This is a genomic window from Kitasatospora humi, assembly GCF_020907985.1.
Lineage (GTDB): Bacteria > Actinomycetota > Actinomycetes > Streptomycetales > Streptomycetaceae > Kitasatospora > Kitasatospora humi.
In genome coordinates this window covers 1-26685 of the sequence record NZ_JAJJPA010000072.1, presented here as the reverse complement: position 1 = coordinate 26685, position 26685 = coordinate 1, and the positions used below count along the sequence as shown (strand labels likewise).

Genomic DNA, 26685 nt, shown 5'->3' with positions numbered 1-26685 from the left:
GTTTGTTCGTACTCCGCCCGGTCGCACAACCGGCTGAGCACCACGGAGGTCGTGGTCCGGCGGCGCTGCCGGGCGGAGGGCCTCCGACTCATACCCCGGACCTGCCGCCCGGGATCAGTCGCTGCTGATCACTTCCCGGCGAGCGCCTTGTCCGACTCGGCAGGCACCGCGGCCGGCTTCGGGGCCGGACCGGCGGCCTCCTGGAAGGCGTCGAACGGCTTCTCCATCTGGGCGAGGCCGACCGTCTCCCGCTTGAGGAACATCGCCAGCGTCCAGTCGGTGAAGACCCGGATCTTCCGGTTCACGGTCGGCACCATCGCGCCGTGGTACAGGCGGTGGAACCACCAGGCCGGACGGCCCTTCAGCTTGACCTTGCCGAAGAGGATCGCGACACCCTTGTGCAGGCCCAGGCCGGCGACCGCACCGAGGTTCTTGTGGCGGTACTCCTTCTGCGGGAAGCCCCGCATGCCGGAAACCACGTTGTCGCCGAGCACGGCCGCCTGGCGCACCGCGTGCTGCGCGTTCGGCGGGCACCAGGCGCCCTCGCCGGAGGCGAGGTCCGGCACCTGGGCGTTGTCACCGGCCGCCCAGACGTAGTCGAAGCCCTGCACCTGGAGGGTCGGGGCGGTGTCGACGTGACCGCGCGGGCCCAGCGGCAGGCCGAAGTTGGCGACCACCGGGTTGGGCTTGACGCCCGCGGTCCACACGATGGTGGCCGCGTCCATCTCCTCGCCGTTCTTCAGCACCACGTGCTGGTCGACGCAGGAGTCCATCGAGGTCTCGATGAAGACCTCGATGTTGCGCTCCTCGAGCTTGCCCTTGGTCCACAGACCCAGGTCCGGGCCCACCTCGGGGAGGATGCGGTTGGCGGCCTCGACCATGACGAAGCGCATGTCGTCACGGCTGACCGTCTTGTAGAGCTTGGCCGCGTCGCGGGCCATGTCCTCGATCTCCGCGATCGTCTCGACGCCGGCGAAGCCGCCGCCGATGACCACGAAGGTGAGGGCCTTGCGGCGGATCGCCTCGTCCGTGGTGGACTCGGCCTTGTCCAGCTGGGCCAGGACGTGGTTGCGGAGGCTGATCGCCTCCTCGACCGTCTTCATGCCGATGCCGTGCTCCGCGAGGCCCGGGATCGGGAAGGTGCGGGAGACCGAGCCGGTGGCCACGACCAGGTAGTCGAAGGGCAGCTCGTAGCTGTCACCGGCGAGCGGCGCGATGGTGGCGACCTTGCGGGCGTGGTCCACCTCGGTCACGTGACCGGTGAGGACCTCCGCGTTCTTGAGGGCGCTGCGCAGCGGCGCGACGAGGTTGCGAGGCGCGACGTTGCCGCCGGCCGCCTCGGGAAGGAAGGGCAGGTACGTCATGTACGACCGCGGGTCGACGACCGTGACGGTCGCCTCCCCGAAGCGCATCTTCTTGAGGATGCGCATCGCGGCATACAGGCCGACGTAACCACCGCCGACAATGAGGATGCGAGGACGCTCCGTGGTGCTCATATCGGAAAGTATCCAGCACCGCTCGGAGCACCCTTCGTGAGGCCCGTCACAAGCCGGTGGACCGGGCCTGCTACACTGCCCGCCCACACCTCGGGCCCCACTCCCCCGCACGGCCGCCAAATGCCGCCTCGTGCGGACGTTTGAGTTCCGCTCACGCGGTTGAGCAGCAACGATCCGCCGGCACTGGCACCTCGTCTGACACCTGTTTGGATTCCACCGGCCAAACCTGAGCCCCGCCTGGGATCCATCGGCCGCAGTGACTGCGGAGCCTTCAGTCCCGCATACCGGACGAACCGGTCGTCCGACTGCCCAGAACAGGGGGAACTCCATGTGAAGAAATTCACGAAGCTTCTCGCCGGACCCGGCCCGCCACCCCGGTCCGAAGGCGCCGGGCGGGGTGGCGGGCCGTCAGAAGCGGGTCAGGAGACCAGGCTCCAGGCGATGCCGTCCAGGATGTCGTGCTCGCTCACCACCAGCTCGGCGGCGCCCACGCGCTCCATGATCGAACGCAGTACCAGCGCACCGGCCGCAATCACGTCCACCCGCCCGGGGTGCAGCGACGGAATCGCCGCCCGCTCGGCGTGGGTGGCACCGAGCAGCCGCTCGGTCACCTCGCGGACCCGGGTCAGCGAGAGCTTGGAGTGGTGGATCCGGGCCGACTGGTACTCGGGCAGGTCGAGCGCGATCGCAGCCACCGAGGTGACCGTGCCGGCCAGGCCGACCAGGGTGGCCGCCTCGGTCAGCGGCACCGTCTCGGCGGCGAGGTTCAGGCCCTGGGCGATGTCCGCCTCGGCCGCCGCGCGCTGAACCGGGGTCGGCACCTCGGAGCCGGCGAAGTGGCGCTCCGTCAGCCGCACCGAGCCGATGTCCACCGAGCGCGCGGCCCGCACGGTCTCGCCGCCCAGCACGAACTCGGTGGAGCCGCCGCCCAGGTCGAAGACCAGGTACGGCGCCGCGACCGCGGTGCCGGCCAGGCCCTTGGTGGCGCCGGCGAAGGAGAGCTGCGCCTCCTCGTCACCCGAGACCACCTCCGGATCGACTCCGAGGATCTGCCGCACGCCCTTGGCGAACTCCGCGCTGTTCTCGGCGTCCCGGGAGGCACTGGTGGCCACGAACCGGGTCCGCTCCGGGGCCACGCCGTACTCGGCGATCACCGCGGCGTACTCGCGGCAGGCCGCGAAGGTGCGCTCCAGCGCCTCGGGCGCCAACCGCCCGGTGCGGTCCACGTCCTGGCCGAGCCGCACGATCAGCATCCGGCGGTCCAGGTCGACGGCCTGCCCGCGCTGCGGATCGATGTCGGTGATCAGCAGGCGGATCGAGTTGGTGCCGCAGTCCACCGCGGCCACCCGGATGCTGCTCACCGGTCCCCCTCGGGCCGCTCCGAGCCGTCCTGCGCCGACCCGTCCTGCGCCGAGCCGTCCTGCGCCGACCCGTCCTGCTCCGCCTCGGCGGCGGCCCGCTTGGCGGCCCGCTCGGCCGTCTTGCGCTCCTTGGCGGCGATCACCGCGGCGTGGTCCTCGTCCTCCGCGCGCCGGCGCCGCAGCGCCTCGATGCCGGACTGGATCTGCTCCTCGGTGACGCAGGAGCCCTTGCGCCACCACTCCGGCAGCATCGCCAGCGCCTCGTCGCCCAGCGGGTTGACGCCCTCGCCGGCCGCCAGCGAGTGGCCGACCAGCACGTGCAGGCACTTCACCCGGTCCGGCATGCCGCCGGCCGACGGGAAGCCCTCCAACACCTCGATGGCGTCCCGGCGGGCGATGTAGTCCTCGTGCGCCCTCTGGTAGGCGGCCGCCAGCTCGGGGTCCTCGGCCAGCCGGGCGGTCTGCTCCTTCATCACGCCGTCCGCCTCCAGGGTGCCGATCAGCGAGGCGGCCTTGGGGCAGGTCACGTAGTAGAGGGTGGGGAACGGCGTGCCGTCCGGCAGCCGGGGCGCGGTCTCCACCACATCGGGGTTGCCGCACGGGCAGCGGTGGGCGACGGCGCGGGTACCGCGCGGCACCCGGCCGAGCTGGGCCGCCACGGCGGCGAGGTCGCGGTCCGCGACGGGCTGGTTCTCAGTACTCATGGCTCATCAGGTCTTCACGGAGCGGGGGCGGGGGAGGGTGAGGCGGCGGCGTCCACCGAGTTCCAGACGGTGGTGTACCAGGGGAGTGCCTTGGCGGCCGGCCCGGAGCCGGTGCCGGACGGCTCGGTGGTGCCGGGCCGCGGGGTGGGGTCGACGGCGGTGAACGGGATCTCGCCGGGCATCGCGTAGTGCAGCCGCTGCCGGGCCTGGGCCTTGACGTACTCCGGGTCCTGCCAGCGGGCCTTCTCGGCGGTCAACTGCTCCACCGCGTGCTTGGCCTGCTCGGCCTTGACCCGCTGGGCGGCGATCTCGTCCCGCTGGTTGATGAACTGACGTGCCGGATAGGCCAGGATCGCCACCAGCGAGCAGAGCACCAGCACCAGCACGGTGGCCCGGCTGGTGAACCGGGGCCGCCCCGGGAACTTCCACGCTGCCATGACTCCTCGCCCCTCCGTCGCGCCGGTGCGGGCGCACCTGCTCGTTGTCGGCCTCGCACGATCGCCACCTCGACCGCGCTCCTACCGGAATCCTCGCCAGTGGCTGCGCACCCGCACCCGCGCGGCATGCGCGCGGGTGCGGGTGCGGGTGCGAACGCGGGGCGGTCGAGCTCAGCCCTCGAAGCGAGCGACTGCGCTCACTGGCCCGCGGAGCGACTCTGCTTACTGGTCCGCAGAGCGACTGTGCCTACTGGTCCGCAGAGCGGAACCGCGGGAAGGCGGCGCGGCCCGCGTACTCGGCGGCGTCGTCGAGGATCTCCTCGATGCGCAGCAGCTGGTTGTACTTGGCGGTGCGGTCGGTCCGGGCCGGCGCACCGGCCTTGATCTGGCCGCAGTTGGTGGCGACGGCCAGGTCGGCGATGGTGACGTCCTCGGTCTCGCCCGAGCGGTGCGACATCATGCAGCGGAAGCCGTTGCGCTGGGCCAGCTCGACGGCGTCCAGGGTCTCGGTCAGCGAACCGATCTGGTTCACCTTCACCAGCAGCGCGTTGGCGGTGCCGGTCTCGATGCCCTTGGCCAGGCGCTCCGGGTTGGTCACGAACAGGTCGTCACCGACCAGCTGGACCTTGTCGCCGAGCTTGTCGGTGATGGCCTTCCAGCCGTCCCAGTCCGACTCGTCCAGCGGGTCCTCGATGGAGACCAGCGGGTAGGCGGCGACCAGGTCGGCGTAGTAGTCGATCAGCTCGCCGGCCGAGAGCGACTTGCCCTCGAACTGGTAGGCGCCGTCCTTGTAGAACTCGGAGGCGGCGACGTCCAGGGCCAGCGCGACGTCCTTGCCCGGCACGTAGCCGGCCTTCTGGATGGCCTCGGTGATCAGGTCCAGGGCCTCCCGGTTGGAGTCGAGGTTCGGCGCGAAGCCGCCCTCGTCGCCCAGGCCGGTGGACAGGCCGCGCTCCTTCAGCACCGCCTTGAGGGTGTGGTAGACCTCGGCGCCCCAGCGCACGGCCTCCGAGAAGGACTCGGCACCGATCGGGGCGATCATGAACTCCTGGATGTCCACGTTGGAGTCCGCGTGCGAACCGCCGTTGAGGATGTTCATCATCGGGACCGGCAGGACGTGCGCGTTCGGGCCGCCCAGGTAGCGGAAGAGCGGCAGGTCGGAGGCCTCGGAGGCGGCGTGCGCCACGGCCAGCGAGACACCGAGGATGGCGTTGGCGCCGAGCGAGGACTTGTCCGGGGTGGCGTCCAGGTCGAGCATCGCCTGGTCGATCAGCCGCTGCTCGGTGGCGTCGTAGCCGACCAGCTCCGGGCCGATCTGCTCGATGACGGCGAGGACGGCCTTCTCCACGCCCTTGCCGCCGTAGCGGTTCTTGTCACCGTCACGCAGCTCCAGCGCCTCGAAGGCTCCGGTGGAGGCGCCGGACGGGACGGCGGCACGGCCGGTGCTGCCGTCGTCGAGGCCGACCTCGACCTCGACCGTGGGGTTGCCGCGCGAGTCGAGGATCTCGCGTGCGACGACGACATCGATGGACGGCACTATGCATCTCCTTGCGGAAGCGGTCCTGGGGACAGCGGGAGGACGGGGGCCTTACGACCAGAGCCTAACCGCACCCGCCCGACCGGAGACCGGGACCTGGCTCCCGTCTCACGGTGTGGTTCTGCTACCTGTCAGTACTTCACCTGAATGCACGTCCGCCCCGGCCCCGGGCCGCCGACCTGTGGGACGGCCCCGGGCGCGGTGCGACGGCCCGGGTGCCGGGGGCGCGCCGGCGGGTCAGCCGAGGTGCAGCGTCTGGCCGGGGAAGATCAGGTTCGCGTCCTGACCGACCGTCGAGTGGTTGGCCTGGTAGAGCGCCTGCCAACCGCCGGCCACGTGCTGGGCCTGGGCGATCGTGGAGAGCGTGTCGCCGGACCGGACGGTGTAGTCGTGGGCACCGGACGCGGTCGGCGCGGCGGGCTGCGGGGCCGGCTCCGACCGGGTCGGCTGGGCCGACTGGGCCGGGGCCGACCGGTGCTGCGGGGCGGCCGACCCGGGCCGGGCGTGCTTGGGCTGGGCCTGCCGGGGCTGGGCCTGCTCGGGCTGCGCCGGCCGGTCGGCGGACCGGGAGGCGGTCGCGCCGCCACCGGGGTGCACGGAGGCCGGGGAGCCGCCCTGGGTGAGCCCGGCCTTGACCGAGCAGACCGGCCAGGCACCCGGCCCCTGCGAGGCCAGCACCCGCTCGGCGACCGCGATCTGCTGGTCCTTGGTGGCCAGGTCGGCCCGCGGGGCGTACTGGGTACCGCCGTACGCGGCCCAGGTCGAGTTGGTGAACTGCAGCCCGCCGTAGAAGCCGTTGCCGGTGTTGATCGACCAGTTGCCGGTGCTCTCGCAGTTCGCCACGCCGTCCCACGCGGAGACCGGGGCGGCGTGCGCGCCGGTCGCGGTGAGCAGTGGGATCGCGACTCCCGCGCCGGCCACGCCGGCCACGGCGATGGCCTTCTCGGCAGCGGTACGGCGACGGTGGCGGCCAGTGCCAAACAGCATTGAGACGTCCCTCTCCGCACGCCTGCGAGGTGAGCTGTCGGGTTCGGACCGGTGAGGTTGGCCCGGCCGCCCGCCCGGATCGCTCCGGCGGTCGGCTTCACCCCTAGCCGTGGGAACGGCAGAAAAACCTGGGTCCCCCGCCCCTGCCCCTGGTGGTCAGGTGTCCCGCGACGCGATGGGCAGGATTCGGCGTACTCGCGTGCGGGGGTTCGCCTGCGCGAACTCCTGGGAGGGTAAGCAGATCTACCGACCAATCACAAGCTCATATCGTCCACATCACGCTGGAATCACGGTGCGTCATGCATCGCCTACCAACGGGTCGGGTTTGACTGATTGATCCGCTTTCAGGCGGCAGCCGTCCGAGGCCCCAACGACTCGTCAGCGCTGCTGGAGTCGCGTCCGATCAGCTCTCGATCACATTCGCGGGCTCTTCGGGCGTGAACGAAACCGGCAGTTCGCGCAGTCCGCGCATGATCAGACCGCCGCGCCAGCGCAACTCCCCCGGCTCGGCGGCGAGTCGCAGGTCCGGCAGCCGGGTCAGCAGCGTGGCCAGCGCCCGCTGGCCCTCCAGCCGGGCCAGCGGCGCACCGATGCAGTAGTGGATCCCGTGTCCGAAGCCCAGGTGCGGATTGTCCCGACGGGCCAGGTCCAGGGTGCCCGGTCGGTCGAACCTGGCCGGATCCCGATCGGCCGCGGCCAGCACCACCAGCACCGGATCGCCGACCGGGATCTCCACCCCGCCGATGCTCAGCGGCGAGGTGGCGAACCGCCAGGTGGCCAGCTCCACCGGGCCGTCGTAGCGCAGCAGCTCCTCGACCGCGGTGGCCAGCAGCCCGCTTTCGCCGCGCTGGACGGACTCCTGGAGGAGCGCCCGCTGCCCGGGATCGCACAACAGGGCGAGCAGTCCGTTCCCGACCAGGTTGATGGTGGTTTCGAAGCCGGCGAAGAGCAGGATGAACGCCATCGCGGCGGCCTCGTTCTCGGTGAGGTGCTCCCCGTGGTCACTGGCCCGGATCAGACCGGAGATCAGGTCGTCGCCGAGGTCCGCCCGCTTGCGGTGGATCAGCTCCGCCAGGTACTTCCGGATCTGCTTCACGGCTCGGCCGACGCCGCCGCGCCGGCCGCCGTGGTGGCGGATCATCATCCCGGCCCAGTCCCGCAGGTCGTCCTGGTCCTCGGCCGGCACCCCCAGCAGGTCGCAGATCGCGTAGATCGGCAGCGGGAAGGCGAACTCGTGGATCAGGTCGGCCGAACCGCGCGCCGCGAAGGAGTCGATCAACCGGTCGGTCAGCCGCTGCACCCGGGGCTCGAACTCGGCCACCCGGCGCGGGGTGAACGCCTTGGAGACCAGCCGCCGCAGCCTGGTGTGGTCCGGCGGGTCGATGTTCAGCAGATGGGTCATCAGATCGGCCTGCCGCTCCCCCGGGATGCCGACCCGGCCGGTGCGGTGCGCCTGCTCGCTGTGGTGCGCCGGGTTCTTGGAGAGCCGGCTGTCGGCCAGCGCCTGCCGGGCGTCCGCGTACCGCGTCACCAGCCAGGCGTCCACCCCGCTGGGCAGCGTGGTGCGGTGCACCGGGGCGTGCTCCCGCAGCCAGGCGTACGCCGGGTAGGGATCGGCGGCGAACTCCCAGGTGAACAGGGGCGGCATCGGGGCGGTCGGCTGGTTGGGCATGTCTTGACCGTATCCGTTCCCAACTGGGAGTGAGTCTGGTCACCTGCCGGGTAATCCCTGTTGCGGAGGGTCAGGCGAAGCCTACGATCCCCGATACACAGGTGGGCCACAGTGCGGTCGCCCACGGGAAGGAGCACACCATGCGAGTAGCCGGGCAAGTGGTGGTCATCGCGGTACTCGACGGCGGTGACGGTGAACTGCCGGCCCGCCGCTTCGCCGCCGCGGGAGCCACCGGTCTGCTGCTGGCGGACCCCCGGGTCGGCATCGCCGAGGACCTGGCCGCCGCCCTGGACCGCACCGGCTGCCCGGTGGTCGGCGTCTCCTCGGACATCCACCAGCCCAGCGACATCGCCGCGCTGGTCGACACCTGCGAGAAGCACCTGGGCCGGATCGACCTGTTCTGCGTGGCCGGACCGGACGGCGAACGGGTCGTCAGCCTGGCCGAACTTCCCGGCGACCTGGACCGGCTGGCCGAGTTGCTCCACCCGCTGAGCGAGGCGATCGGCGAGCTGCTGCCGCCGCAGCGCCGGGCCCGGGAGGCGCAGCGGCGCACGGCGGCGGCCTGATCCCTCAGCCGGCCAGTCCCTCCGCGGCCCGCACGGCCGTCCGGTAGCCGCGCGCGGCGCGCCGCAGTGCCGCGTCCGGGTCCACCTTGGCGTCGTGCGCCCGCTGCACCACGGCCAGCAGCAGGGCGCCCACGCTCTCCTCGGTCAGCTCGGCCGGCAGCCGGTAGGGCGCGTCCGGCACCGCGGTGAAGTCGGCGCGCCGCACCCGGGAGACCAGCTTGGCCGCGTACGCCAGGGCCGGCAGCCCGCTCGGCACGCCGTCCAGCACCGATTCGCGGTCCTGCTTCTCGGCGGCCTTGAGCGCCTCCCAGTTGGCCTCCACCTGGTCGGTGGTGTCGGCGTCCGAGTCGGCGAAGACGTGCGGGTGCCGGTAGACCAACTTGTCCACGATGTCCCCGGCCACGTCGTCGACGGAGAACGGGTCCTCGGCGTGCTCCTCGGCGATCCGGGAGTGGAAGAAGACCTGCAGCAGCACGTCGCCGAGCTCCTCGCGCAGCGTCGCCCGATCGCCCTCCTCGATCGCCTCGACCAGCTCGTAGGCCTCCTCGACCAGGTACTTCACCAGCGATTCATGGGTCTGCTCGGCGTCCCACGGGCAGCCGCCGGGCGACCGCAGCCGGTCCATCACCGCGACCAGGTCGAGCAGCCGGGCACCGGGCAGGTCGTAGGAGCCGGGCAGCAGCTCGATCTCGGGCGCCTCGCCGGCCTGCTCCACCGCGATCCTGGCCAGCGCGTCGGTCAGCCCCGGGTCGCCGTCCTGGCTGCCCAGGAAGACCAGCGGGGCCCGTTCGGCCAGCTCCCGGGCCAGCGCGGGCGCGGTGGTCCGCTCGGTCCGCTCGACCTTGACGCCGGCCTGCGCCAGCGCGGGCAGCTGGGGGTGCTCCGGGTCGGCGGTCAGCACCAGCGGCGCGCCGTGCAGCGCCTGCCACGCGGGCCAACTGAGCAGACCGGGGGCGATCCGGTGGGTGGTGGTGAGCAGGGTCAGCTTCGAGGTCTCCACACCTCGAACCTACCGCCCCGCTGTGAACTCAGGCAGCGGCGCCGGACTGCGGCAGCCACGGCTCGCTCGGGTTGTCCAGCACCGCCTGCGCCGGGTCCCAGGTGCCGTAGCGCGGGTTGACCGTCACCCGCAGCTCCTCGGAGGCGGTGGTCAGCAGCTGATGCACCGCCTGGTTGCCGTCGGTCGTGCCCAGCTGCTGCCCGCTCACCTTGGCCAGCTTCTGCAGGCCGAGCTGCTCGCGCAGGTAGCCGTCGATCTCCTGGGTCGGCACGCCGTTGCGGAGCAGCAGGTTCTGCTCCAGGGCCGCCTCCCCGCCCAGCGCCGCGACCTCCTGCTCGCGCAGCTGGGCCACCTCGGTGTCGGTGACCGACAGCTGGTGGTCGGCCAGCGCGCGGGCCACCACCTGGTCGAAGACCATCCCGTAGACGGTCGCCCCGACCAGGCCCGCCTGCTCCTGGTACTGCCCGCTGGGCAGCTGGGCCGCCTGGGCCCGGAACTCCGCCACCCGGGCCTCCACCTGCGCCACCGTGATCCGGTCCGACCCGACCAGGGCGGCGGCCCCGGGGCGGGGCGGCTGGCTGCCGCAGGCGCTCAGCGCCAGCGTGCCCAGCAGGACGCCGAGCGCGGGCAGGGTGCGGCGGACGGAGCTGCTGCGGATCACGCGGGGCCTCCCGGGCAGGCTGCGGTGGCGAAGGGGCCGAGACGTACTCCTGACGCTTCCTGAGGATAGGGAGCGGGCCCGCCGTTGCCCAGACGTTGAACCGAACAGGTCACCGGGACGGGTCATTTGGCGGCTCGTCAGCTGATCGGACACAACCGGCCGGGACGTCCGGCTGGTCGGGGCTCAGCCACCGGGCCGCCACCAGCTGCCGGTGCGCGGATCGAGCGGCGGCAGCCGACCGGTGCGGTGCTGCTGCAGCTGGTCCAGGTGGCGGCGCAACCGCACCACGTCGGGGTGGTGCGGGCCGAGCCGCGGCTCGCGGTCGAAGAGCAGTGCCAGCAGCCACTCCCAGGCGCCGTCCGGGTCGCCGGAGCCGGCCAGCAGCAGGCCGATCCGCTCGCGCAGCTCGAAGCAGCGGGACGGGTCGGTGTCCAGCCCCTCGGCCAGCCGGGCCGTGCAGTCGGCCAGCAGCGCCCGGTACTCGGCCAGCGCCTCGGGCACCCGGCCGAGCTGCTCCAGGCAGGCGGCCGTCCTGCGCCGGTGCTCCAGCGCCGGCAGGGCGCGCGGCCCCTGCTCGGCCACCGCGGCGACCGCCAGCAGCTGGTACTCCGGCAGCGCGGCCCGGTACTGGCCCTCCTGCAGCAGGGTGCGGGCGTAGATGGTGCGCAGCGTGGTGACCAGCGGGGCGTGCTCGCCGTGCTCGGCCCGGGCCTGCGGCAGCAGCCGGGCGGCCAGGTCGATCACCTCCGCGTAGCGCTGGGCGGCCAGCAGGTCGGAGACCTGTCCGCAGGCGGCGGCCAGGTCGGTGACGGGCGCGGTGGTGGATGACCGGGGTGCGGCGGGCGGAGGCGGCGCCTCCCGGTCCAGGGCCGCGAGAGCGGCGGGTCGGCTCCTGGCCGGCTCGGGCACCGGGTGGTGCGGATGGCGGAACGGCCCGGTCGGGTCCGGCACCGGGCCGTGGGACGGCGGCGGCGCCGCTCCGGTCGCGGGCAGCAGCGGCCGCAGCCGCCCGAACACCCGCTGCGCGTCCGCGGGCCGGTCCGCCGGCGCCTTGGCCAGCAGGTCGAGCACCAGTGCCTCCAGCTCGGCCGGCACCTCGGCGCGCAACCGCCGCAGCGGCACCGGCGGATCGTCAACCTGGCGGCGCAGCACGCCGAGCGCGGTGGGGGCCCGGAACGGCGCCTCGCCGGTGAGCATCTCGTGCAGCAGGCAGCCGAGCGCGTAGAGGTCGCTGCGGGCGTCCACGGTGCCGGAGAGCGCCTGCTCGGGCGCCATGTAGGAGGGGCTGCCGATCGGCACGCCGGTGAGGGTGAGCCGGGTGTGGTCGCCGTCCAGCGCGGTGGCGATGCCGAGGTCGAGCAGCACCACCCGGCCGTCCGGGCGGACCATCACGTTGCTGGGTTTCAGGTCCCGGTGGACCACTGGCACGGCGTGCACCACCGAGAGCGCCGCGCAGATCTGGGCGGCCACCGCGACCGCCCAGGACACCGGCAGCGGGCCCTCCTCGGCGATCAGGTCGCCCAGGCCGATGCCGGGCAGGCGCTGCATCACCAGGAAGAGGTCGCCCGCGTCCTCACCGGCGTCGAAGACGGTGACCAGGCCGGGGTGGTCGAGGCCGGCGGTGATCCGGCACTCGCGCAGGAAGCGCTTGCGCAGGTCGTCGCCGAACTCCGCGGTGCCGGTGGAGCCGGGCGGCTGGGAGCCCCGGCCGGCCGCCAGGCCCGGGGCGTCGGCGCGGAGCAGCTTGACCGCCACCCGGCGGTCCAGGCGCTCGTCGTAGCCGGCCCAGACCTGGCCCATGCCGCCGTGCCCGATCTTCTCGGCGAGCCGGTAGCGCCCGCCGATCAGCCGTTCCCTGGTCACTGCCGGTCGCCCCCGGCCTGACGGCGCAGCAGCTCGCCGAGTTCCCGGAGGTCGTCGGTGGGGCCCGATCGCGCCTGGGCGGGGGGCTGGTCCCGGACAGGACGCGGTGTCCGCGTCGGAGGCTGCGGGTCGACGGGAGCCGGTGCCTGCGGCGGGTACGGCTGCGGGTACGCCCCGTACGGCTGCGGATAGGGGTACGCCGGCACCGGCTGCGGGGAGGGGTACGCCGGCACGGGCCGCGGTCGCAGGCGCGCCCAGGCCGCCCGGCCGTCCATCACCAGGAAGTGGACCGGCGCGCCGAAGACCAGCAGCGCCACCAGGCTCGCGCCGATCGTGTTGGCGGGCTCCCGGTCCGCCTTGCCGGCCAGTGCGGCGCAGATGAGCATGCCCATCTCGGTCAGGCCGACCACCACCGCGCCGACCACGTCCGCCCGGTCCTTGCGCCGGGTGGCCAGCAGCAGGGCGGGCACGAAGGCGAGCAGGCTCGCCGTCGCCAGCGGGATCAGGCAGATCGCCGCCTTCGCCCACCCCCTGAACGGCCCCTTCGCCTCGGGTGGCGGCGGTGATGGGTACGACATCGGCGAACTCCCCCGGGTGGCACGGCCGTCAGTGAGGGAAACGGTACCGCCAGGCGGGCCGGGTGGTCAGGGGCGCCTGCCCAGGTGCACCACGTCCGGCACACCGCGGCGCACCGGGATCTCCACGGTGTGCACGTCCGTGAAGCCCGCCGCGCGCAGGGCCTCCTCGAAGGCGGTGGAGGGGCGGGCGCTCCACACCGCCAGGATGCCGCCCGGGTGCAGCCGGGCCCGGGCGGCGGCCAGGCCGGCCGGGCCGTAGAGGCCGTCGTTGGAGTCGGTGACCGTCCAGTCCGGGCCGTTGTCGATGTCCAGGCAGAGCGCGTCGTAGCGGTCCTCGGTGGCGGCCAGGTGGTCGAGCAGGTCGACCTGACGGATCACCACCCGGGGATCGGCCAGCGCCGCGGCGGAGATCTCGCCGAGCGGGCCGGTGCGGTGCCAGTCGATGATCGCCGGCTCCCGCTCGACGACCGTGATGGCGCCCCAGCGCGGCTCGGCGGCGGCGTGGGCCAGCGAGAACCCGACCCCCAGGCCGCCGATCAGCACCGAGGGCCGCGCGGCGGTGAGCCGCTCCAGTGCGGCGTCGACCAGCAGCCGTTCCGATCGGCCGTCGGCGGTGTCCATCAGGAAGCAGCCGTTGGCGATGATCTCGTGGTCCGCACCCCGCCGCCGCAGGACGACCTCGCCGTACGGACCGTCCCGCCGGTCGAGCACGGTGGCGGCGCCGGTGTGGTCCCGGGTGGGCAACTCGGAGCTCATGGCGTTCACCGTACCGTCAACTCCCCTTCCGCCAGGCCGTCGGTGAGCCCCTGGGCCAGCAGGCGGCCGAGGCGGGCGGCCCGGCGCAGCCGGGTCTCGAAGGCCGCCGCCTGGCGGAACGCCTCGCCGAGTTCGCGCTGGCGCTCGATCGGCAGCCGGGGCAGCTGGACCCGGCGGACGTCGAGCCGGGTGGTGGTGGAGGCGTGGCTGCTGGCCCAGCGGCTGCCGGCGGTGGAGCGCAGCCGGCCGGCCAGGTACTCGGGGTCGAGCAGCTCGGGGTCGGGGCGGAGCAGGTGGAGCCGGGCGCCGAGCACCGCGCCGTCGGCCGGCTCGCCGGGTCGGACCACCAGGGCGGTGCCGCCGCCGAGCACCGGCACCAGGACGTCGCCGGGCCGGGCCCGCAGCACCGTGTCGCCGCCGTCGTCGAGCACCGCGCTGGGGGGCTGGTCGTCGGCCAGGTCCTGGTCGGTCAGCACCGGGGTGCCGGCGGCGCCGTCGACCGCCGCCCGGGTGGCCGGGCCCTGCCCCGAGGAGTACACGTCCAGCACGCCGGTCCTGGCGAGTTCGCCCAGCGTGGTGAGCGGGGTGCCGGCCGGCTCGGCGGGTTCGGTGACGGCGGGCAGCTGCCGGTCCAGGGCGGCCAGGGCGGTCAGTTCCTCGGTGAGCCGGTCGCGCAGCCGGTCGAGCTCCCGGGCACCGCCGGGCGCGGTGGGTGGCGGCAGGTGGCGGGCCGGGGCCAGGTCGGTCTCGTCGTCGAGCAGGTCGATGGCATCCAACACCCGGTGCACGCCGGGTCGTTCGGCGGGCAGCGGCGTGCCCTCGCGCACCGCCCGGTCGAAGCCGGTCCAGGTGTCCAGCACGGTGCGGTGCAGTTCGGGCCAGTCGATCCGGTCGCGGCCGCCGGCGGCGCCGGCCCTGGGGGTCCCGCCGGCCGGGGGGCCCGCCACGGGGAGGGTGGCGGCCGCGTCGAGCAGCAGCAGGCGGCGGGCGGTGGCAGGTTCCTGCGGATCGGGACGGCGCAGCAGCCACAGGTGCAGCGGCACGCCGAACGGCGGGGCGGCGCCAGCCGGCAGCGCGACCACCGCGCGCAGCGCGCCGCCGCGCAGCAGTTCGGCCCGCAGCCGGCGGCCGGAGCGGCGGGAGGCGACGGTGGGCGGCAGCAGCACGGCGGTCAGGCCGCCGGGGCGGGTGTGGGCCAGGCAGTGCAGCAGCCAGGCGAGTTCGGGCTCGGTGCGGGGCGGGGCCTGGTCGAACAGCCAGCGCGGGTCGTACCGCAACTCGTCGTGGCCCCAGTCGCGTTCGTTGTAGGGCGGACGGCAGAGCACCGCGTCGGCGAGCAGGCCCGGTTGGGCGTCGGCGCGCAGTGCGTCGCCGGCGCCGAGGTACAGGGGCAGCGGTCCGGGGGCGGACGGCGGAGCGTGCAGGGCCAGCCGCAGCAGGGCGGCGCCGGCGGTGGCGCGGTCGCGCTCCTGGCCGTACCGGACGGCCTCCGGGCCGACGGCGAGCAGGGTGGCGCCGAGGCCGCAGGCCGGATCGAACACGGCGGTGGGCCGGTCGGCGGCGGCCAGTGCGGCGAGCAGCGCGGCCGGCTGCGGCGGCAGCAGCGGCTGGCGGGCGCCGCCTTCGGTGGCGCGGGTCAGCAGCTGCTCGTAGCCGGCGGCCGGGCCGCCGTCCCGGGCGAGCGCCACCAGCAGGCGGACCAGGCCGAGTTGGGTGCTGCCGAGCAGCCGGGGCAGGTCGAGCAGGGTGTTGCCGTGCGGGCCGAACAGCTCGCCGGTCAGTTCGGCCAGCTCGCGCGGCAGGGCCAGGGCCAGGGCAGTGTCGGGCTGGTCGGCCAGGGCGGCCCAGCGGTCCGGGCGGCGGTGCAGCAGGAGCAGCACGGCGCCGGCCAGCACCAGCGGACCTCCCCCGGCCTCCGATCGGGAGGCGCCCCCGGGCCCGGCCGCGGGCTGGGCGCCGGCCGGCTCGCGCAGTGCCTCCAGCTGCTGGTGGCAGCGCTCCAGCAGCGGCAGTTCGGCGATCTTGCCCTGGCGGCGCAGCCACTCCTCGACCTGGTCGAGCGCGAAGGTGGGGCTGGTGTCGGTGCCGCCGACGGGCTGCGGGAAGTCGGGGTGTCGGCGTCGCCAGTTGCTGACGGCGGCCCGGCCGACCCCGGCCAGCCGGGCGATCTCGACGGGGGTCACCTCGGGGCGCTCCGGCACGACGCGGCTCCTCTGGGCAGGGGGTTGTGAGCGCCCAGCATAGCCAGCCTTCGGCGAACCTCTTCGTTCACATGTGAACGTAGAGGTTTTGGTTTTTGCTGTTGACCTCGTACACAGCATCTGATGTAGTGATGACGACGCAGCGGACGGCGCACCCGCCGGCCGCCGCAGCCGTCAACTCATCCACACCCTGTGAACAGAGGAACCGCCATGCGCCGCACCGCTGCACTGCTGACCGGCACCGCCCTGCTCGCCCTGGCCGTCACCGCCTGCGGGCCGACCGGCGGCAACACGGTCTCCACCCAGCCCAAGCAGACCGCCGCCGCGTCCGCCGGCGGCAGCCCGAGCAGCAAGGCCCCGAGCAGCAAGGCCCCGTCGGTGGCCAAGGTCGGCGACACCATCGGCCTGAAGGGCATGAACCAGGGCGCGTCCGCCGACATCACCGTGGTCAAGGTGGTCGACAACGCGCAGAGCGCCACGGACGGCATCAACCCGGCCGACGGCAAGCGCTGGGTCGCCGTCCAGTTCCGGATCAAGAACACCGGCACGGCCGCCTACAGCGACGCGCCGTCCAACGGCGCCACCGTGCTGGACGACCAGGGCCAGTCCTACAACTCGGTGGTCGCCGACACCACCGCCGGGCAGAGCTTCCCGACGCCGCTCAACATCGCCGCCGGGGACAGTGCGCTCGGCTTCATCACCTTCGAGGTGCCCACCGGCACCAAGCTGTCCAAGGCGCAGTTCACCCTGGACAGCGGCTTCGCCGACCAGACCGGCCAGTGGCAGCTGGGCTGAGCGGCCGACGCCCGGACCACGGGCCCCGACCGCTCACCCGGGCCTACTTGGCGCCCGCCAGCTCCTCGAACATGGTGGTCAGGAAGGTGCCGCACCAGGCGAGCAACTCCCGCCCCACCACCGGCTTGCCACCGATCCGCGCGGTGGCCGGCCGCGGCACCAGCAACTGCGAGGTGGCCGCCTTCACCTGGCTGCGCGGGTAGATCCGGTTCAGCCGCAGGGTCTGCGACTCGCGCAGCTCGACCGGCCCGAACCGGACGAAGTTGCCCTGCAGCGTGATGTCCGCGACCCCGCAGCGCCGCGCGTGCAGCCGCAGGCCGGCCACCATCAGCAGGTTCTCCACCGGGTCCGGCAACTTGCCGTAGCGGTCCGTCAGTTCGGCCCGGACCTGCTCGATGTCCGCCTCCGAGTTGACCGCCGCGATCGAGCGGTAGGCCTGCAACCGCAGCCGCTCGCCCGGTGCGTAGTCGTGCGGCACGTGGGCGTCCACCGGCAGCTCGATCTTCACCTCCAGCGGCTCCTCCTCCGGCTCGCCACCCGCCTCCAGCGACTCCCGGAACTCCGCCACCGCCTCGCCGACCATCCGCATGTAGAGGTCGAAGCCGACACCCGCGATGTGCCCGGACTGCTCGCCGCCGAGCAGGTTGCCGGCGCCGCGGATCTCCAGGTCCTTCATCGCCACGTACATGCCCGCACCCATCTCGGTGTGCTGGGCGATGGTGGCGAGGCGCTCGTGGGCGGTCTCGGTGAGCGGCTTCTCCGGCGGGTAGAGCATGTAGGCGTAGCCGCGCTCGCGACCGCGGCCGACCCGGCCGCGCAGCTGGTGCAGCTGGGAGAGGCCGAAGGTGTCGCCGCGCTCCACGATCAGGGTGTTGGCGTTGGAGATGTCGATGCCCGACTCCACGATGGTGGTGGAGACCAGCACGTCGAACTCCTTCTCCCAGAAGTCGACCACCACCTTCTCCAGTTGGGTCTCGCCCATCTGACCGTGCGCGGTCGCGATCCGGGCCTCCGGCACCAGGTCCTTCAGCCGGGCGGCCGCCTTGTCGATCGACTCCACCCGGTTGTGGATGTAGAAGACCTGGCCCTCGCGCAGCAGTTCGCGCCGGATCGCCGCCGAGATCTGCTTCTCGTCGTACGGGCCCACGAAGGTCAGCACCGGGTGCCGCTCCTCCGGCGGGGTGGTGATGGTGGACATCTCGCGGATCCCGGTGACCGCCATCTCCAGGGTGCGCGGGATCGGGGTGGCGGACATGGTCAGCACGTCGACGTTGGCCCGCAGCTTCTTCAGCTGCTCCTTGTGCTCGACGCCGAACCGCTGCTCCTCGTCGACGATCACCAGGCCGAGGTCCTTGAACCTCGTCTCCGAGGAGAACAGCCGGTGGGTGCCGATCACCACGTCCACCGAGCCGTCGCGCAGGCCCTCCAGCACCGCCTTGGCCTCGGTGTCCGTCTGGAACCGGGAGAGCGCCTTCACCGTGACCGGGAAGTTGGCGTACCGCTCGGCGAAGGTGGAGAAGTGCTGCTGCACCAGCAGCGTGGTGGGCACCAGCACCGCCACCTGCTTGCCGTCCTGCACCGCCTTGAAGGCGGCGCGCACCGCGATCTCGGTCTTGCCGTAGCCCACGTCACCGCAGATCAGCCGGTCCATCGGGACCGACTTCTCCATGTCCGACTTCACCTCGGCGATGGTGGTCAGCTGGTCGGGCGTCTCCGCGTACGGGAAGGCGTCCTCCAGCTCGCGCTGCCAGGGGGTGTCCGAGCCGAAGGCGTGGCCGGGCGCGGCCATCCGGGCGCTGTACAGCTTGATCAGGTCGGCGGCGATCTCCTTGACCGCCTTCTTGGCCCGCTGCTTGGTCTTCGCCCAGTCCGCGCCGCCGAGCCGGTGCAGCGTCGGGGCCTCGCCACCGACGTACTTGGTCACCTGGTCCAGCTGGTCGGTCGGCACGAAGAGCCGGTCACCGGGGTGCCCCCGCTTGGCCGGCGCGTACTCCAGCACCAGGTACTCGCGGGTCGCGCCCTGCACGGTGCGCTGCACCATCTCGACGTAGCGGCCGACCCCGTGCGCCTCGTGCACCACGTAGTCGCCGGCCGCCAGGGCCAGCGGGTCGATCGCGTTGCGCCGCCTGGACGGCATCCTGCGCATGTCCTTGGTGGAGGAGCGCTGGCCCGACAGGTCGGTCTCGGTCACCACGGTCAGCTTGAGCGACTCGTCCACGAAGCCGTACTCGATCGAGCCGCAGCAGACGTGGACCACGTCCCGGGTGGGCGCCTCGCCCAGGTCCGGCACCAGTCGGGCCGCGATGCCCTCGTTGCCCAGCACCTCGGCCAGCCGGGAGGCCGGCCCCTGGCCCTCGGTCACCATGACGACCCGCCAGTCGGCGGCCAGCCGCTCCTTGGCGTCCGCGATCGCCCGGGCGGTGTCGCCGCGGTAGGCCTCCACGGCGTGCATGCCGAGCGTCAGGGTGTTGGTGTCGCCGTACTCACCGGCGGCTCCGCTGCGGGCCAGGACCGCCGAGACCTCGGAGTCGCTGGTGGCGAACGGGCTCACCGACCACCAGGGCAGCCCGATCTCCTGGGCGTGCTCGCGCACCTCGGCCAGCGAGCGCAGCGAGGCCGCAGAGACGTCGATCTGCTCCACGTCGATCGGCCGGTCGCCGCCGGCCGCGGCCGCCACCCAGGAGGCGTGCAGGAACTCCTGGCTGGTCGCCACCAGGTCGGCGGCCCGGGTCCGCACCCGCTCCGGATCGCAGACCACCGCCACCGAGCCGTCCGGCAGCACGTCGAGCAGCAGCTCCATGTCGTCCACCAGCACCGGGGCCAGCGACTCCATGCCCTCGACCGCGATCCCCTCGGCGATCTTGTCCAGGATCTCGGCCAGCTCCGGGTGCTGCCGGGCCAGCTCGGCGGCCCGGGCCCGCACCTCGTCGGTCAGCAGCAGCTCCCGGCACGGCGGCGCCCACAGGCCGTGCTGGGCGATCTCCAGGGAGCGCTGGTCGGCGACCTTGAAGTAGCGGATCTCCTCGACGTCGTCGCCCCAGAACTCCACCCGCAGCGGGTGCTCCTCGGTCGGCGGGAAGACGTCCAGGATGCCGCCGCGGACCGCGAACTCACCGCGCTTCTCGACCAGTTCGACCCGGGCGTAGGCGGCCGCCGCGAGTCGGCGGGCGACCTCCTGCAGATCGTGCGTCTCGCCGCGCTGCAGCGCCACCGGCTCCAGCTCGGCCAGCCCCTTGACCTGCGGCTGCAGCACCGAACGGACCGGGGCCACGATCACCTGCACCGGCCCGGTGGACGGGTCTCCCCCAGGCCCCTCGGAGGTGCCCCCGACCGCCGGGTGAACGATCCGCCGCAGCACCGCGAGCCGGCGGCCCACCGTGTCCGAGCGGGGCGACAGCCGCTCGTGCGGCAGCGTCTCCCAGGCGGGGAACTCGGCCACCGCGTCCGGCGGCAGCAGCGAGCGCAGGCTGGCGGCCAAGTCCTCGGCCTCCCGGCCGGTGGCGGTCACCGCCAGCACCGGGCGGCCGCGCTCCCCGGCGCCGGCCGCCAGCGAGCGGGCCAGCGCGGCGACCACGAACGGCCGGGCGGCGGGCGGTCCCACCAGGTCCAGGTGCGGCCGGTGGCCGGTGGCCGCCGCCTCGAGCGCCTCGGCGAGGGCGGGGTCGCGGACCACGACATCGAGCAAACCGGTCAGGCTCATGCGTTCTTTCGTCCCGTGGGGTCGCGGCGGAACGCCCGGCGGCTGGGCAGCTGCAGCCGGGCAGCTTGAGGCGCCCGGCACGCGGAGTTCAGGGGCCGGGTCGCGCATCCAGGGTACGCCGCACGGACCACCCTGACGCGGCCAGCACGGCCCGCCCCGGGGCCGGGCCGCGGGTCGCCACCCGGCCCGGAGACCGGGCGCGGCGGCCGATCGTCAGGAAAACGACACACTCCGGTCACTGTGCGTCCATGGACGTCGCGCAGTATGGGGCGCGTGCTCGCCGCTCCAACCGTGGGGGATGGCGCCGTGAGCGCGACGCGCTCCGATGGGGGTCGGGGTGCGAGGCCGGGCGACCCTGGGTGGGGGCGCCCGCCCGACCGTCGGGAGTCGGGGCGCCCCGTCCTGGAGGGCGCCCCGAGTCCTGGACGTACGTGCTGCCGTGCCCCTCGTTCCAGTGATATTCGCGCTCGGGGCCGCCCATTCCCGGTTCGCCGCCGAACGCGCTCCCTAGGCTGACCGTCATGCGTGTGGTCATCGCCGGCCAGGGCTACGTCGGGCTCCCGCTCGCGGTCCGCGCGGCAGAAGTCGGTCATCAGGTCATCGGGTACGAGATCGACCAGCTCCGGGTCGACCGGCTGGCCCGCGGTGACTCCTACGTGGAGGACATCCCGGCCGACCGGCTGCGCCCGCTGCTCGCGGCCGGCCGCTACCGCCCCACCGCCGACCCCGCCGAGCTGGCCGGCTTCGACCTCGCCGTGATCACCGTGCCCACCCCGCTGCGCGACGGCGTCCCCGACCTGTCCTACATCGAGGCGGCCGGCGAGGTGCTGGCGGCCCGGCTGTCCCCGGGCGCCACCGTGGTGCTGGAGTCCACCACCTACCCGGGCACCACCGAGGAGCTGCTGGCACCGCTGCTGGAGAAGGGCTCGGGCCTGGCGGCCGGCCTCGACTTCCACCTCGGCTACAGCCCCGAGCGGATCGACCCGGGCAACCCGCGCTGGCGCCTGGAGAACACCCCCAAGGTGGTCTCCGGGATCACCGCGGAGTCGCTGCGCGCCGTCGACGACTTCTACGGCCGGCTGGTCGAGCGCACCGTGCCGGTCCCCTCCTGCAAGGAGGCCGAACTCGCCAAGCTGCTGGAGAACACCTTCCGCCACGTCAACATCGCACTGGTCAACGAACTGGCGATGTTCGCCCACGACTTGGGCATCGACATCTGGGAGGCGATCGACGCGGCGGCCACCAAGCCGTTCGGCTTCCTGCGGTTCGACCCCGGGCCCGGGGTGGGCGGGCACTGCCTGCCGATCGACCCCTCGTTCCTCTCCTGGCGGGTCGAGCGGGCCCTGGGGCACTCCTTCCGGTTCGTCGAACTCGCCAACGACGTCAACAGCCACATGCCGGACTACGTGGTGCGGCGCCTGACCGAGGGCCTCAACCAGCGCCGCCGACCGGTCAACGGCTCCCGGATCCTGCTGCTCGGCCTCGCCTACAAGAAGAACACCGGCGACGCCCGGGAGACCCCCGCCGCCCGGATCGCCGAACTGCTGACCAGGATGGGCGCCGAGGTGCGGGCCGCCGACCCGCACGTGCTCTCCGGCATCCACCTCCCGGGCCGGCGCGGCCCGTTCACCGGCGTACAGCGCGTCGCCCCGACCCCCGAGGAACTGGCCGCCGCCGACGCCGTGGTGCTGCTCGCGGACCACGACGACTTCGACTACCCGCAGATCGCCGGGCACGCCCGCTATCTGCTGGACTGCCGCCGCCGGCTCACCGGGCCCGCGGTGGAGGTGCTCTGAGGAAGCATCGGCTGTCGGGGGTCTCCCCCCGGGCGGCAGTCAGGCGCAGCATGAACGGGGCCTGGATGCCGACTCGTTGGAGGAGTAGCGATGAGTGCCACGATCACCGGGGCCCGGGAGGCCGAGCCCGGTTCGAGATGGCTGCGGGCCGTGTTCCGCGGCCTGGCGGCGATCGAGCGGGCGGGCAACCGGCTGCCCGACCCGTTCTGGCTGTTCTGGATCCTGGCGGGGATCGTCGCCGTGCTCAGCGCCGTGCTGGCCGGGCTGCACGTCGGCGCCGTGCTGCCCGGGACGCACAAGAGCGTCAAGGTGCAGAGCCTGCTCAGCAGGGACGGGCTGGTGCTCGCCGTCCAGCACGCCGTCGACAACTTCGCGCAGTTCCCGCCGCTGGCGACGGTCCTGGTGGTGATGTTCGGCATCGCCGTCGCCGAGAAGAGCGGACTGTTCGAAACCCTGCTGCAGCGCCTGGTCGCGCGGGTGCCGGGGCGGCACCTGACGTTCGCGCTGGCCCTGACGGCGATGGTCAGCCATGTCGCCGGGGACGCCGCGTACGTGACGCTGATCCCGCTCGGGGCGGCGCTCTACCGGGCCGCCGGCCGCAGCCCCGTGCTCGGCTGCGTGGTCGCCTTCGTCTCGGTCTCCGCCGGCTTCAACGCCTCCCCGTCCCTCACCACGACCGACGTGCTGCTGTCGTCGATCTCCACCGCCGCGGCCCGGGTCATCGACCCGCACGCCATCGTGACGCCGGTGCAGAACTACTACTTCGGGCTGGCGTCGTCCCTCCTGATGGCGCTCGTGATCACGGTGGTGGTCGAGAAGGTCCTGGCCCGGCGCTCGGACCTGGAGCCCGACGAGCCGCGAGCCGCGGCGGCCGGCGGCGAGCCGCGCGCGATCGAGCCGACCGCGGGGCAGCGCCGCGCGCTGCGCCGCACCGGGCTGGTCGCGCTGGGCTTCGCCGTGCTCCTGGTCGCGGCGATGGTCCCGGCGTCCTCACCGCTGCGCGGAGCCCACGGCGGGATCGTGGACTCGCCGCTGTTCAGCGGCATGGCGATGGTGCTCGGCGTGTTCTTCACCCTGGTCGGCTGGGTCCACGGCCGGCTGGCCGGGACGTTCCGCGGCGCGCCGGACGTGGTCAGGGCGATGGCCGACGGCACCAGGGCGATGGCCCCGACGCTGGTCCTGTTCTTCGCCATCTCCCAGTTCCTCGCCTACTTCAGCTGGACCAACCTCGGCAACGTGCTGGCCGTGAAGGGCGCGGAGGCGCTGCGCGACCTGCACCTCAGCGGCTGGCTGGTGCTGCTCGGCATCGCCGTGCTGGTCGCGGTGATGAACCTCCTGGTCACCAGCGGCTCCGCGCTGTGGGCGCTGGTCGCCCCGGTCCTGGTGCCGATGCTGATGCTCGTCGGGGTCCATCCGGAGGCGACGCAGGCGATGTACCGGGTGGCCGACTCGGTCACCAAGTGCGTGACCCCGATGAGCCCGTTCTTCATGATGGCCGTCGGCTTCCTCAGGCAGTACCGCAGGAGCGCCGGCATCGGCACCCTCGCCTCCTTCACCCTCCCGGTCGCCGCCGTGGCCTGGGTGGTCTGGGTCGCCTTCTTCATCGCCTGGTACCTGCTCGGCATCCCGCTCGGCGTCGGCTGACCGGCCCTCGGCGCCGGCCGGCCCGAGCCGCCGCCAAGCGGCCGTAGCGGTCCGCCCGTTCAGAGCCGGCGGCGGCCGACCGTACCCGGCAGGGTGTCCAGGGTGACGCCGTCGTCGATGATGACGATCTTCGGGATGATCGCCGTCTGGTCCTCCGCGGCGGTGGACGCCGGCGGGACGGCGGGCGGTGCGGTCGGCGCCGGCGGCGGGGTCACCGGGCGCGGGGGCACCTGCATCGCGGGGGCCGGGTCCGGGGCGGTGGCGGGGGCCGGCGGGGCGTCCTGCGGGACGGCGGCGCGCGGGTCGGCGGCGCGCGGGTCGGCGGCGCGCGGGTCGGCGGCGGCCTTGCGCAGCTCGGTGGGGAGGCGCAGCACGGTGGTCGGGGCGTCGGCCGTGGCACCGGGCTGCGGCACCTCGCTGGTGTCCGCCTCGGAGGCGGGCACGGCGTCGGCCGGCGCGGGGGTGGTCGGCGCGGGCAGAGTCGGCGCGGGGGCTGTCGGCGCGGGCAGGGTCGGCGCGGGGGCTGTCGGCGCGGGCAGCGCCGGCGCGGGGGCGGACTGCTCGGCCGACTCGATCATGCCGACCGCACGGCCGGTGAGCGAGGCCAGGGTGCCCTTGATGGTGTCCAGGTGGGCCTGCACGGTGGCCAGCCGCTCCTCGAAGGCGGCCTGCTCCTCTGCCGAGGCCGAGTTGATCCGCTCGGCCTCCCGGCGGGCCCGTTCGATCAGCTGGTCGGCACGGGCCTGGGCCTCGGTGTCGATCTGCTTGACGATGCCGATGGTGGCCTCCCGGTGCTGCTCGGCCTCCTTCAGCCGCTGCTCGGCGAGCGCCGAGCCCTTGGCGTCCGCGGCCTGCGCGGCGAGCTCCTCGGCGGCGAACCGCTCGTCGGCCTCGCGGCGCAGCTCGGCCAGCTTGGCCTCGGCCCGCTCGCCGGCCTCGGCGGCGGCGACCCGCAGCTTGGCGGCCTCGGCGGTGGCGGTGTCGCGGATGGTGCGGGCGTCCCGGTCGGCCTCGGCGCGCAGCCGCTCGGCCTCGGCGCGGCTGCGCTCGTCGGTCCGGCGGGCGTACTGGTCGGCCTCGGCGCGCAGGGCGGCGGCGTACTCGTCGGCGGCCCGCTGGGCCGCCTGGCCGGCCTGGTAGGCGCCGTCGCGGGCGTCCTCGGCGAACCGCTCGGCCTTGTCCCGGATGTTGCGGGTCTCGTTCTCGGCGATCGCCATCAGGTCGGCGGCCTGTTCACTGAGCGTGGCGTAGTCCGGCTCGGGGGCCTCGGCGGCCGCCTGCCGTACGGCCTCCAGCGCCGTCTCCAGGTCGCGGATCTCGGACCCGAGTTGGCTGAGCCGCTGCCACGCCGTGTCCCGCTGGCCGGTCAGCGCGGCCAGCGCGCGATCGACCTGCTCGGGCGCGTAGCCGCGCCGGGCCGCGGTGAAGCCGTACGACGGGATGGCGTCGCTCATGTCCTGGTCCCCTCAGTGGCGGGCTGGTCGGGCTGGTCTCGATGCCTGTCCTCTTGACCTATTTTGCGCAGATCATCAGGAAAGCCCAAGGAAGCGGCACCGCCGGCCGGAGCGCACCCGCGGTGACGCTCCGGCCCGCCGCCACGGGGGCGGCTACAGCAGACCGTCCCAGAACTGCTCCAGGAGGACCGCCCACCAGGTGTCCGGCGCCTGGAGGGCCGCCGGGTCGACCGCGGCCAGCTCCGCCTGGAAATCGGTGGTCCAGCGCCCGGCCTGATCCGGGGTCAGGCCGTAGCGCAGCGGCCACATCCGACCGAGCACGGCGAGCGACCGGACGAACTCCGGCACACCGGTGTTGACGAAGCGCGGCGGCTCGTTGGTTCCCTCCAGGTCCACCGCGACCACGGCGGCTGTGCCGTACTGCACACAGATCTGGCGGCCGTAGTCGTTGCCGAGCACCAGGTAGCCGGCGGCGTCCTGGGCCGCCGGGCGGCCGCGCTCGGCCGCCAGCTCCGCCAGCGTCGGGATCGGCCGGTTCTCCGGGGCGTGCGCCCAGAAGAAGGGGCCGAAGTTGGTCGGCAAGCCACCCCAGACCAGGGTCTGCGCCACCGCCTCGGGCACCCCGGCGCGGGACACCGCGCGCTGCTCGTAGCGGAACACCGCCGGGCCGAAGTACTGCGCCAGATCGGCCGCCAGCTGCTGCGGCGGCACCGGCGGCAGCTGCCGCACGCTGCCCGGCGCGGGCAGCGGCGCCCGGACCGGGCGCGGGCGCTGCGGGCCGCCGGCTAGCTGGTGCAGCTCGTCCAGGTGGTTGAGCAGGTGCGCCATGCCGGCCTGCCGGGAGGGCAGGTCGCGGCCGTAGGCGGCGGTGTGGCTGATCCGCACGTTCGGCCAGGAGGCCGCGATCAGCCGGCGGCAGTAGCCACCGGGCAGGTCGCACGACTCCAGCTCGGTGTGCAGCTCCAGCACCTGCTCGGCGGGCACGCCCAGCCGCCGCACCTCCTGCAGCAGCCGCCACTCCGGGTGCGGGGTGCCGGGCTCGCTGCGGAACATCACCTTCTGCTCGGAGCCGTCGGGCGCCCGGTAGCTGAGCACCGCGAGGTAGCCGGGGCCGACCGTGGGGACGCCCGGCGGGACCGGTGCGCCCTGCGGCGGCAGGCCGGGCACCGGCGCGGCGGCGCCGGGGACACCGGCCCGGGGCGGCATCGCGGCCTTGCTGGTCGAGGCGTCGGCCAGGTCGGCGGCACCGGCAGCCGCCGCGGCGGCGGGCGCGGCCGGCTTGCCGCCGTCGGCGCGCAGGCCGGACGGCGGGGGCGGCGGCGGGGCGCTGCCGTCACCGCGGCCACGGCCACCGGAGGAGGACGGACCGCTGCCCGCGCCACCGCGCAGGGCGGCCGGCGGCGGGGGCGGCGGGGCGCTGCCGTCACCGCGGCCACGACCGGCGGCCGGGGCGGCGGGGCCGGGGGCACCGGGCAGG

Annotated in this window: 19 protein-coding genes, 1 pseudogene and 1 riboswitch; of the genes and pseudogenes, 4 read left to right on the top strand and 16 right to left on the bottom strand. The window is 73.9% G+C overall.

Annotation, left to right across the window (positions count from 1 at the left end; genetic code table 11):
* Window positions 1–128 precede the first annotated feature (128 nt).
* From LN042_RS34090 to LN042_RS34055, 7 genes and pseudogenes are all read right to left on the bottom strand, one after another.
* Window positions 129–1496, bottom strand: a complete 1368-nt coding sequence (locus tag LN042_RS34090; protein ID WP_230055326.1) for an NAD(P)/FAD-dependent oxidoreductase — start codon at window positions 1494–1496, stop codon at window positions 129–131.
* A gap of 419 nt (window positions 1497–1915) precedes the next feature.
* Complete coding sequence (locus tag LN042_RS34085) at window positions 1916–2857, bottom strand: Ppx/GppA phosphatase family protein (protein ID WP_230055325.1); 942 nt, start codon at window positions 2855–2857, stop codon at window positions 1916–1918.
* Window positions 2858–3069: 212 nt separating this feature from the next.
* Window positions 3070–3561 (bottom strand): annotated as a pseudogene (locus LN042_RS34080) (DUF501 domain-containing protein); the annotation flags it as partial.
* Between the two features lie 14 nt (window positions 3562–3575).
* Complete coding sequence (locus LN042_RS34075; RefSeq protein ID WP_230055324.1) at window positions 3576–3998, bottom strand: FtsB family cell division protein; 423 nt, start codon at window positions 3996–3998, stop codon at window positions 3576–3578.
* A gap of 247 nt (window positions 3999–4245) precedes the next feature.
* A complete protein-coding gene (gene eno, locus LN042_RS34070) occupies window positions 4246–5535 on the bottom strand; it encodes a phosphopyruvate hydratase (RefSeq protein WP_230055323.1) in 1290 nt (429 codons plus the stop codon).
* 237 nt (window positions 5536–5772) lie between these two features.
* Window positions 5773–6522, bottom strand: coding sequence for a transglycosylase family protein (locus tag LN042_RS37525; protein ID WP_283843998.1), 750 nt, complete (start codon window positions 6520–6522; stop codon window positions 5773–5775).
* A 3-nt stretch (window positions 6523–6525) separates the two neighbouring features.
* Window positions 6526–6724, bottom strand: a riboswitch (cyclic di-AMP (ydaO/yuaA leader).
* A gap of 201 nt (window positions 6725–6925) precedes the next feature.
* Window positions 6926–8194, bottom strand: coding sequence for a cytochrome P450 family protein (locus LN042_RS34055; protein ID WP_230055322.1), 1269 nt, complete (start codon window positions 8192–8194; stop codon window positions 6926–6928).
* 140 nt (window positions 8195–8334) lie between these two features.
* On the opposite strand from LN042_RS34055, the gene LN042_RS34050 reads away from it, so the two are divergent.
* Entirely contained in the window at window positions 8335–8760 is a 426-nt protein-coding gene (locus LN042_RS34050) for an SDR family NAD(P)-dependent oxidoreductase (protein ID WP_230055321.1), read from the top strand.
* Between the two features lie 4 nt (window positions 8761–8764).
* On the opposite strand, the gene LN042_RS34045 is transcribed toward LN042_RS34050, so the two are convergent.
* The 6 genes from LN042_RS34045 to LN042_RS34020 all read right to left on the bottom strand — a co-directional run bounded on the left by LN042_RS34045 (window position 8765) and on the right by LN042_RS34020 (window position 15819).
* Window positions 8765–9760, bottom strand: a complete 996-nt coding sequence (locus LN042_RS34045) for a nucleoside triphosphate pyrophosphohydrolase (protein WP_230055320.1) — start codon at window positions 9758–9760, stop codon at window positions 8765–8767.
* A 28-nt stretch (window positions 9761–9788) separates the two neighbouring features.
* Window positions 9789–10421: a SurA N-terminal domain-containing protein gene (locus LN042_RS34040; RefSeq protein ID WP_230055319.1), complete on the bottom strand. Its 633-nt coding sequence runs from the start codon at window positions 10419–10421 to the stop codon at window positions 9789–9791.
* Between the two features lie 183 nt (window positions 10422–10604).
* Window positions 10605–12284, bottom strand: a complete 1680-nt coding sequence (locus LN042_RS34035; RefSeq protein ID WP_308191911.1) for a serine/threonine-protein kinase — start codon at window positions 12282–12284, stop codon at window positions 10605–10607.
* Window positions 12281–12862 carry a hypothetical protein gene (locus LN042_RS37520; protein ID WP_283843997.1) on the bottom strand — a complete coding sequence of 194 codons (582 nt, stop codon included), beginning with the start codon at window positions 12860–12862 and terminating at the stop codon, window positions 12281–12283. The genes LN042_RS34035 and LN042_RS37520 overlap by 4 nt, the downstream gene beginning before the upstream one ends.
* 66 nt (window positions 12863–12928) lie before the next feature.
* Window positions 12929–13618, bottom strand: a complete 690-nt coding sequence (locus LN042_RS34025; protein WP_230055318.1) for a spermidine synthase family protein — start codon at window positions 13616–13618, stop codon at window positions 12929–12931.
* Between the two features lie 5 nt (window positions 13619–13623).
* Window positions 13624–15819, bottom strand: coding sequence for an N-6 DNA methylase (locus tag LN042_RS34020; RefSeq protein ID WP_230055317.1), 2196 nt, complete (start codon window positions 15817–15819; stop codon window positions 13624–13626).
* 210 nt (window positions 15820–16029) lie between these two features.
* Between LN042_RS34020 and LN042_RS34015 the strand changes: the two genes are divergently transcribed.
* Window positions 16030–16614, top strand: a complete 585-nt coding sequence (locus tag LN042_RS34015) for a DUF4352 domain-containing protein (protein WP_230055316.1) — start codon at window positions 16030–16032, stop codon at window positions 16612–16614.
* Between the two features lie 43 nt (window positions 16615–16657).
* Here the strand turns inward: LN042_RS34015 and mfd are convergent, their stop codons facing one another.
* Window positions 16658–20314, bottom strand: coding sequence for a transcription-repair coupling factor (gene mfd / locus LN042_RS34010; protein ID WP_230055315.1), 3657 nt, complete (start codon window positions 20312–20314; stop codon window positions 16658–16660).
* 521 nt (window positions 20315–20835) lie between these two features.
* Between mfd and LN042_RS34005 the strand changes: the two genes are divergently transcribed.
* Both LN042_RS34005 and LN042_RS34000 read left to right on the top strand, forming a co-directional pair.
* Window positions 20836–22110, top strand: coding sequence for a nucleotide sugar dehydrogenase (locus LN042_RS34005; RefSeq protein ID WP_230055314.1), 1275 nt, complete (start codon window positions 20836–20838; stop codon window positions 22108–22110).
* Between the two features lie 90 nt (window positions 22111–22200).
* Window positions 22201–23754: an AbgT family transporter gene (locus LN042_RS34000; protein ID WP_230055313.1), complete on the top strand. Its 1554-nt coding sequence runs from the start codon at window positions 22201–22203 to the stop codon at window positions 23752–23754.
* Between the two features lie 59 nt (window positions 23755–23813).
* Here the strand turns inward: LN042_RS34000 and LN042_RS37515 are convergent, their stop codons facing one another.
* Window positions 23814–25208: a hypothetical protein gene (locus LN042_RS37515; protein ID WP_283843996.1), complete on the bottom strand. Its 1395-nt coding sequence runs from the start codon at window positions 25206–25208 to the stop codon at window positions 23814–23816.
* Between the two features lie 153 nt (window positions 25209–25361).
* Window positions 25362–26685, bottom strand: a 1324-nt coding sequence (locus tag LN042_RS33990) for an SUKH-4 family immunity protein (RefSeq protein ID WP_230055312.1), incomplete at its 5' end; no start/stop codon positions are given.

Excerpts from the sequence above, each read along its gene's own strand:
- LN042_RS34090 (WP_230055326.1), bottom strand. The coding sequence starts at position 1,496 with ATGAGCACCACGGAGCGTCCTCGCATCCTCATTGTCGGCGGTGGTTAC.
- LN042_RS34075 (WP_230055324.1), bottom strand. The coding sequence starts at position 3,998 with ATGGCAGCGTGGAAGTTCCCGGGGCGGCCCCGGTTCACCAGCCGGGCC.
- LN042_RS37525 (WP_283843998.1), bottom strand. The coding sequence starts at position 6,522 with ATGCTGTTTGGCACTGGCCGCCACCGTCGCCGTACCGCTGCCGAGAAG.
- LN042_RS34055 (WP_230055322.1), bottom strand. The coding sequence starts at position 8,194 with ATGCCCAACCAGCCGACCGCCCCGATGCCGCCCCTGTTCACCTGGGAG.
- LN042_RS34050 (WP_230055321.1), top strand. The coding sequence starts at position 8,335 with ATGCGAGTAGCCGGGCAAGTGGTGGTCATCGCGGTACTCGACGGCGGT.
- LN042_RS37520 (WP_283843997.1), bottom strand. The coding sequence starts at position 12,862 with ATGTCGTACCCATCACCGCCGCCACCCGAGGCGAAGGGGCCGTTCAGG.
- LN042_RS34025 (WP_230055318.1), bottom strand. The coding sequence starts at position 13,618 with ATGAGCTCCGAGTTGCCCACCCGGGACCACACCGGCGCCGCCACCGTG.
- LN042_RS34015 (WP_230055316.1), top strand. The coding sequence starts at position 16,030 with ATGCGCCGCACCGCTGCACTGCTGACCGGCACCGCCCTGCTCGCCCTG.
- mfd (WP_230055315.1), bottom strand. The coding sequence starts at position 20,314 with ATGAGCCTGACCGGTTTGCTCGATGTCGTGGTCCGCGACCCCGCCCTC.
- LN042_RS34005 (WP_230055314.1), top strand. The coding sequence starts at position 20,836 with ATGCGTGTGGTCATCGCCGGCCAGGGCTACGTCGGGCTCCCGCTCGCG.
- LN042_RS34000 (WP_230055313.1), top strand. The coding sequence starts at position 22,201 with ATGAGTGCCACGATCACCGGGGCCCGGGAGGCCGAGCCCGGTTCGAGA.
- LN042_RS37515 (WP_283843996.1), bottom strand. The coding sequence starts at position 25,208 with ATGAGCGACGCCATCCCGTCGTACGGCTTCACCGCGGCCCGGCGCGGC.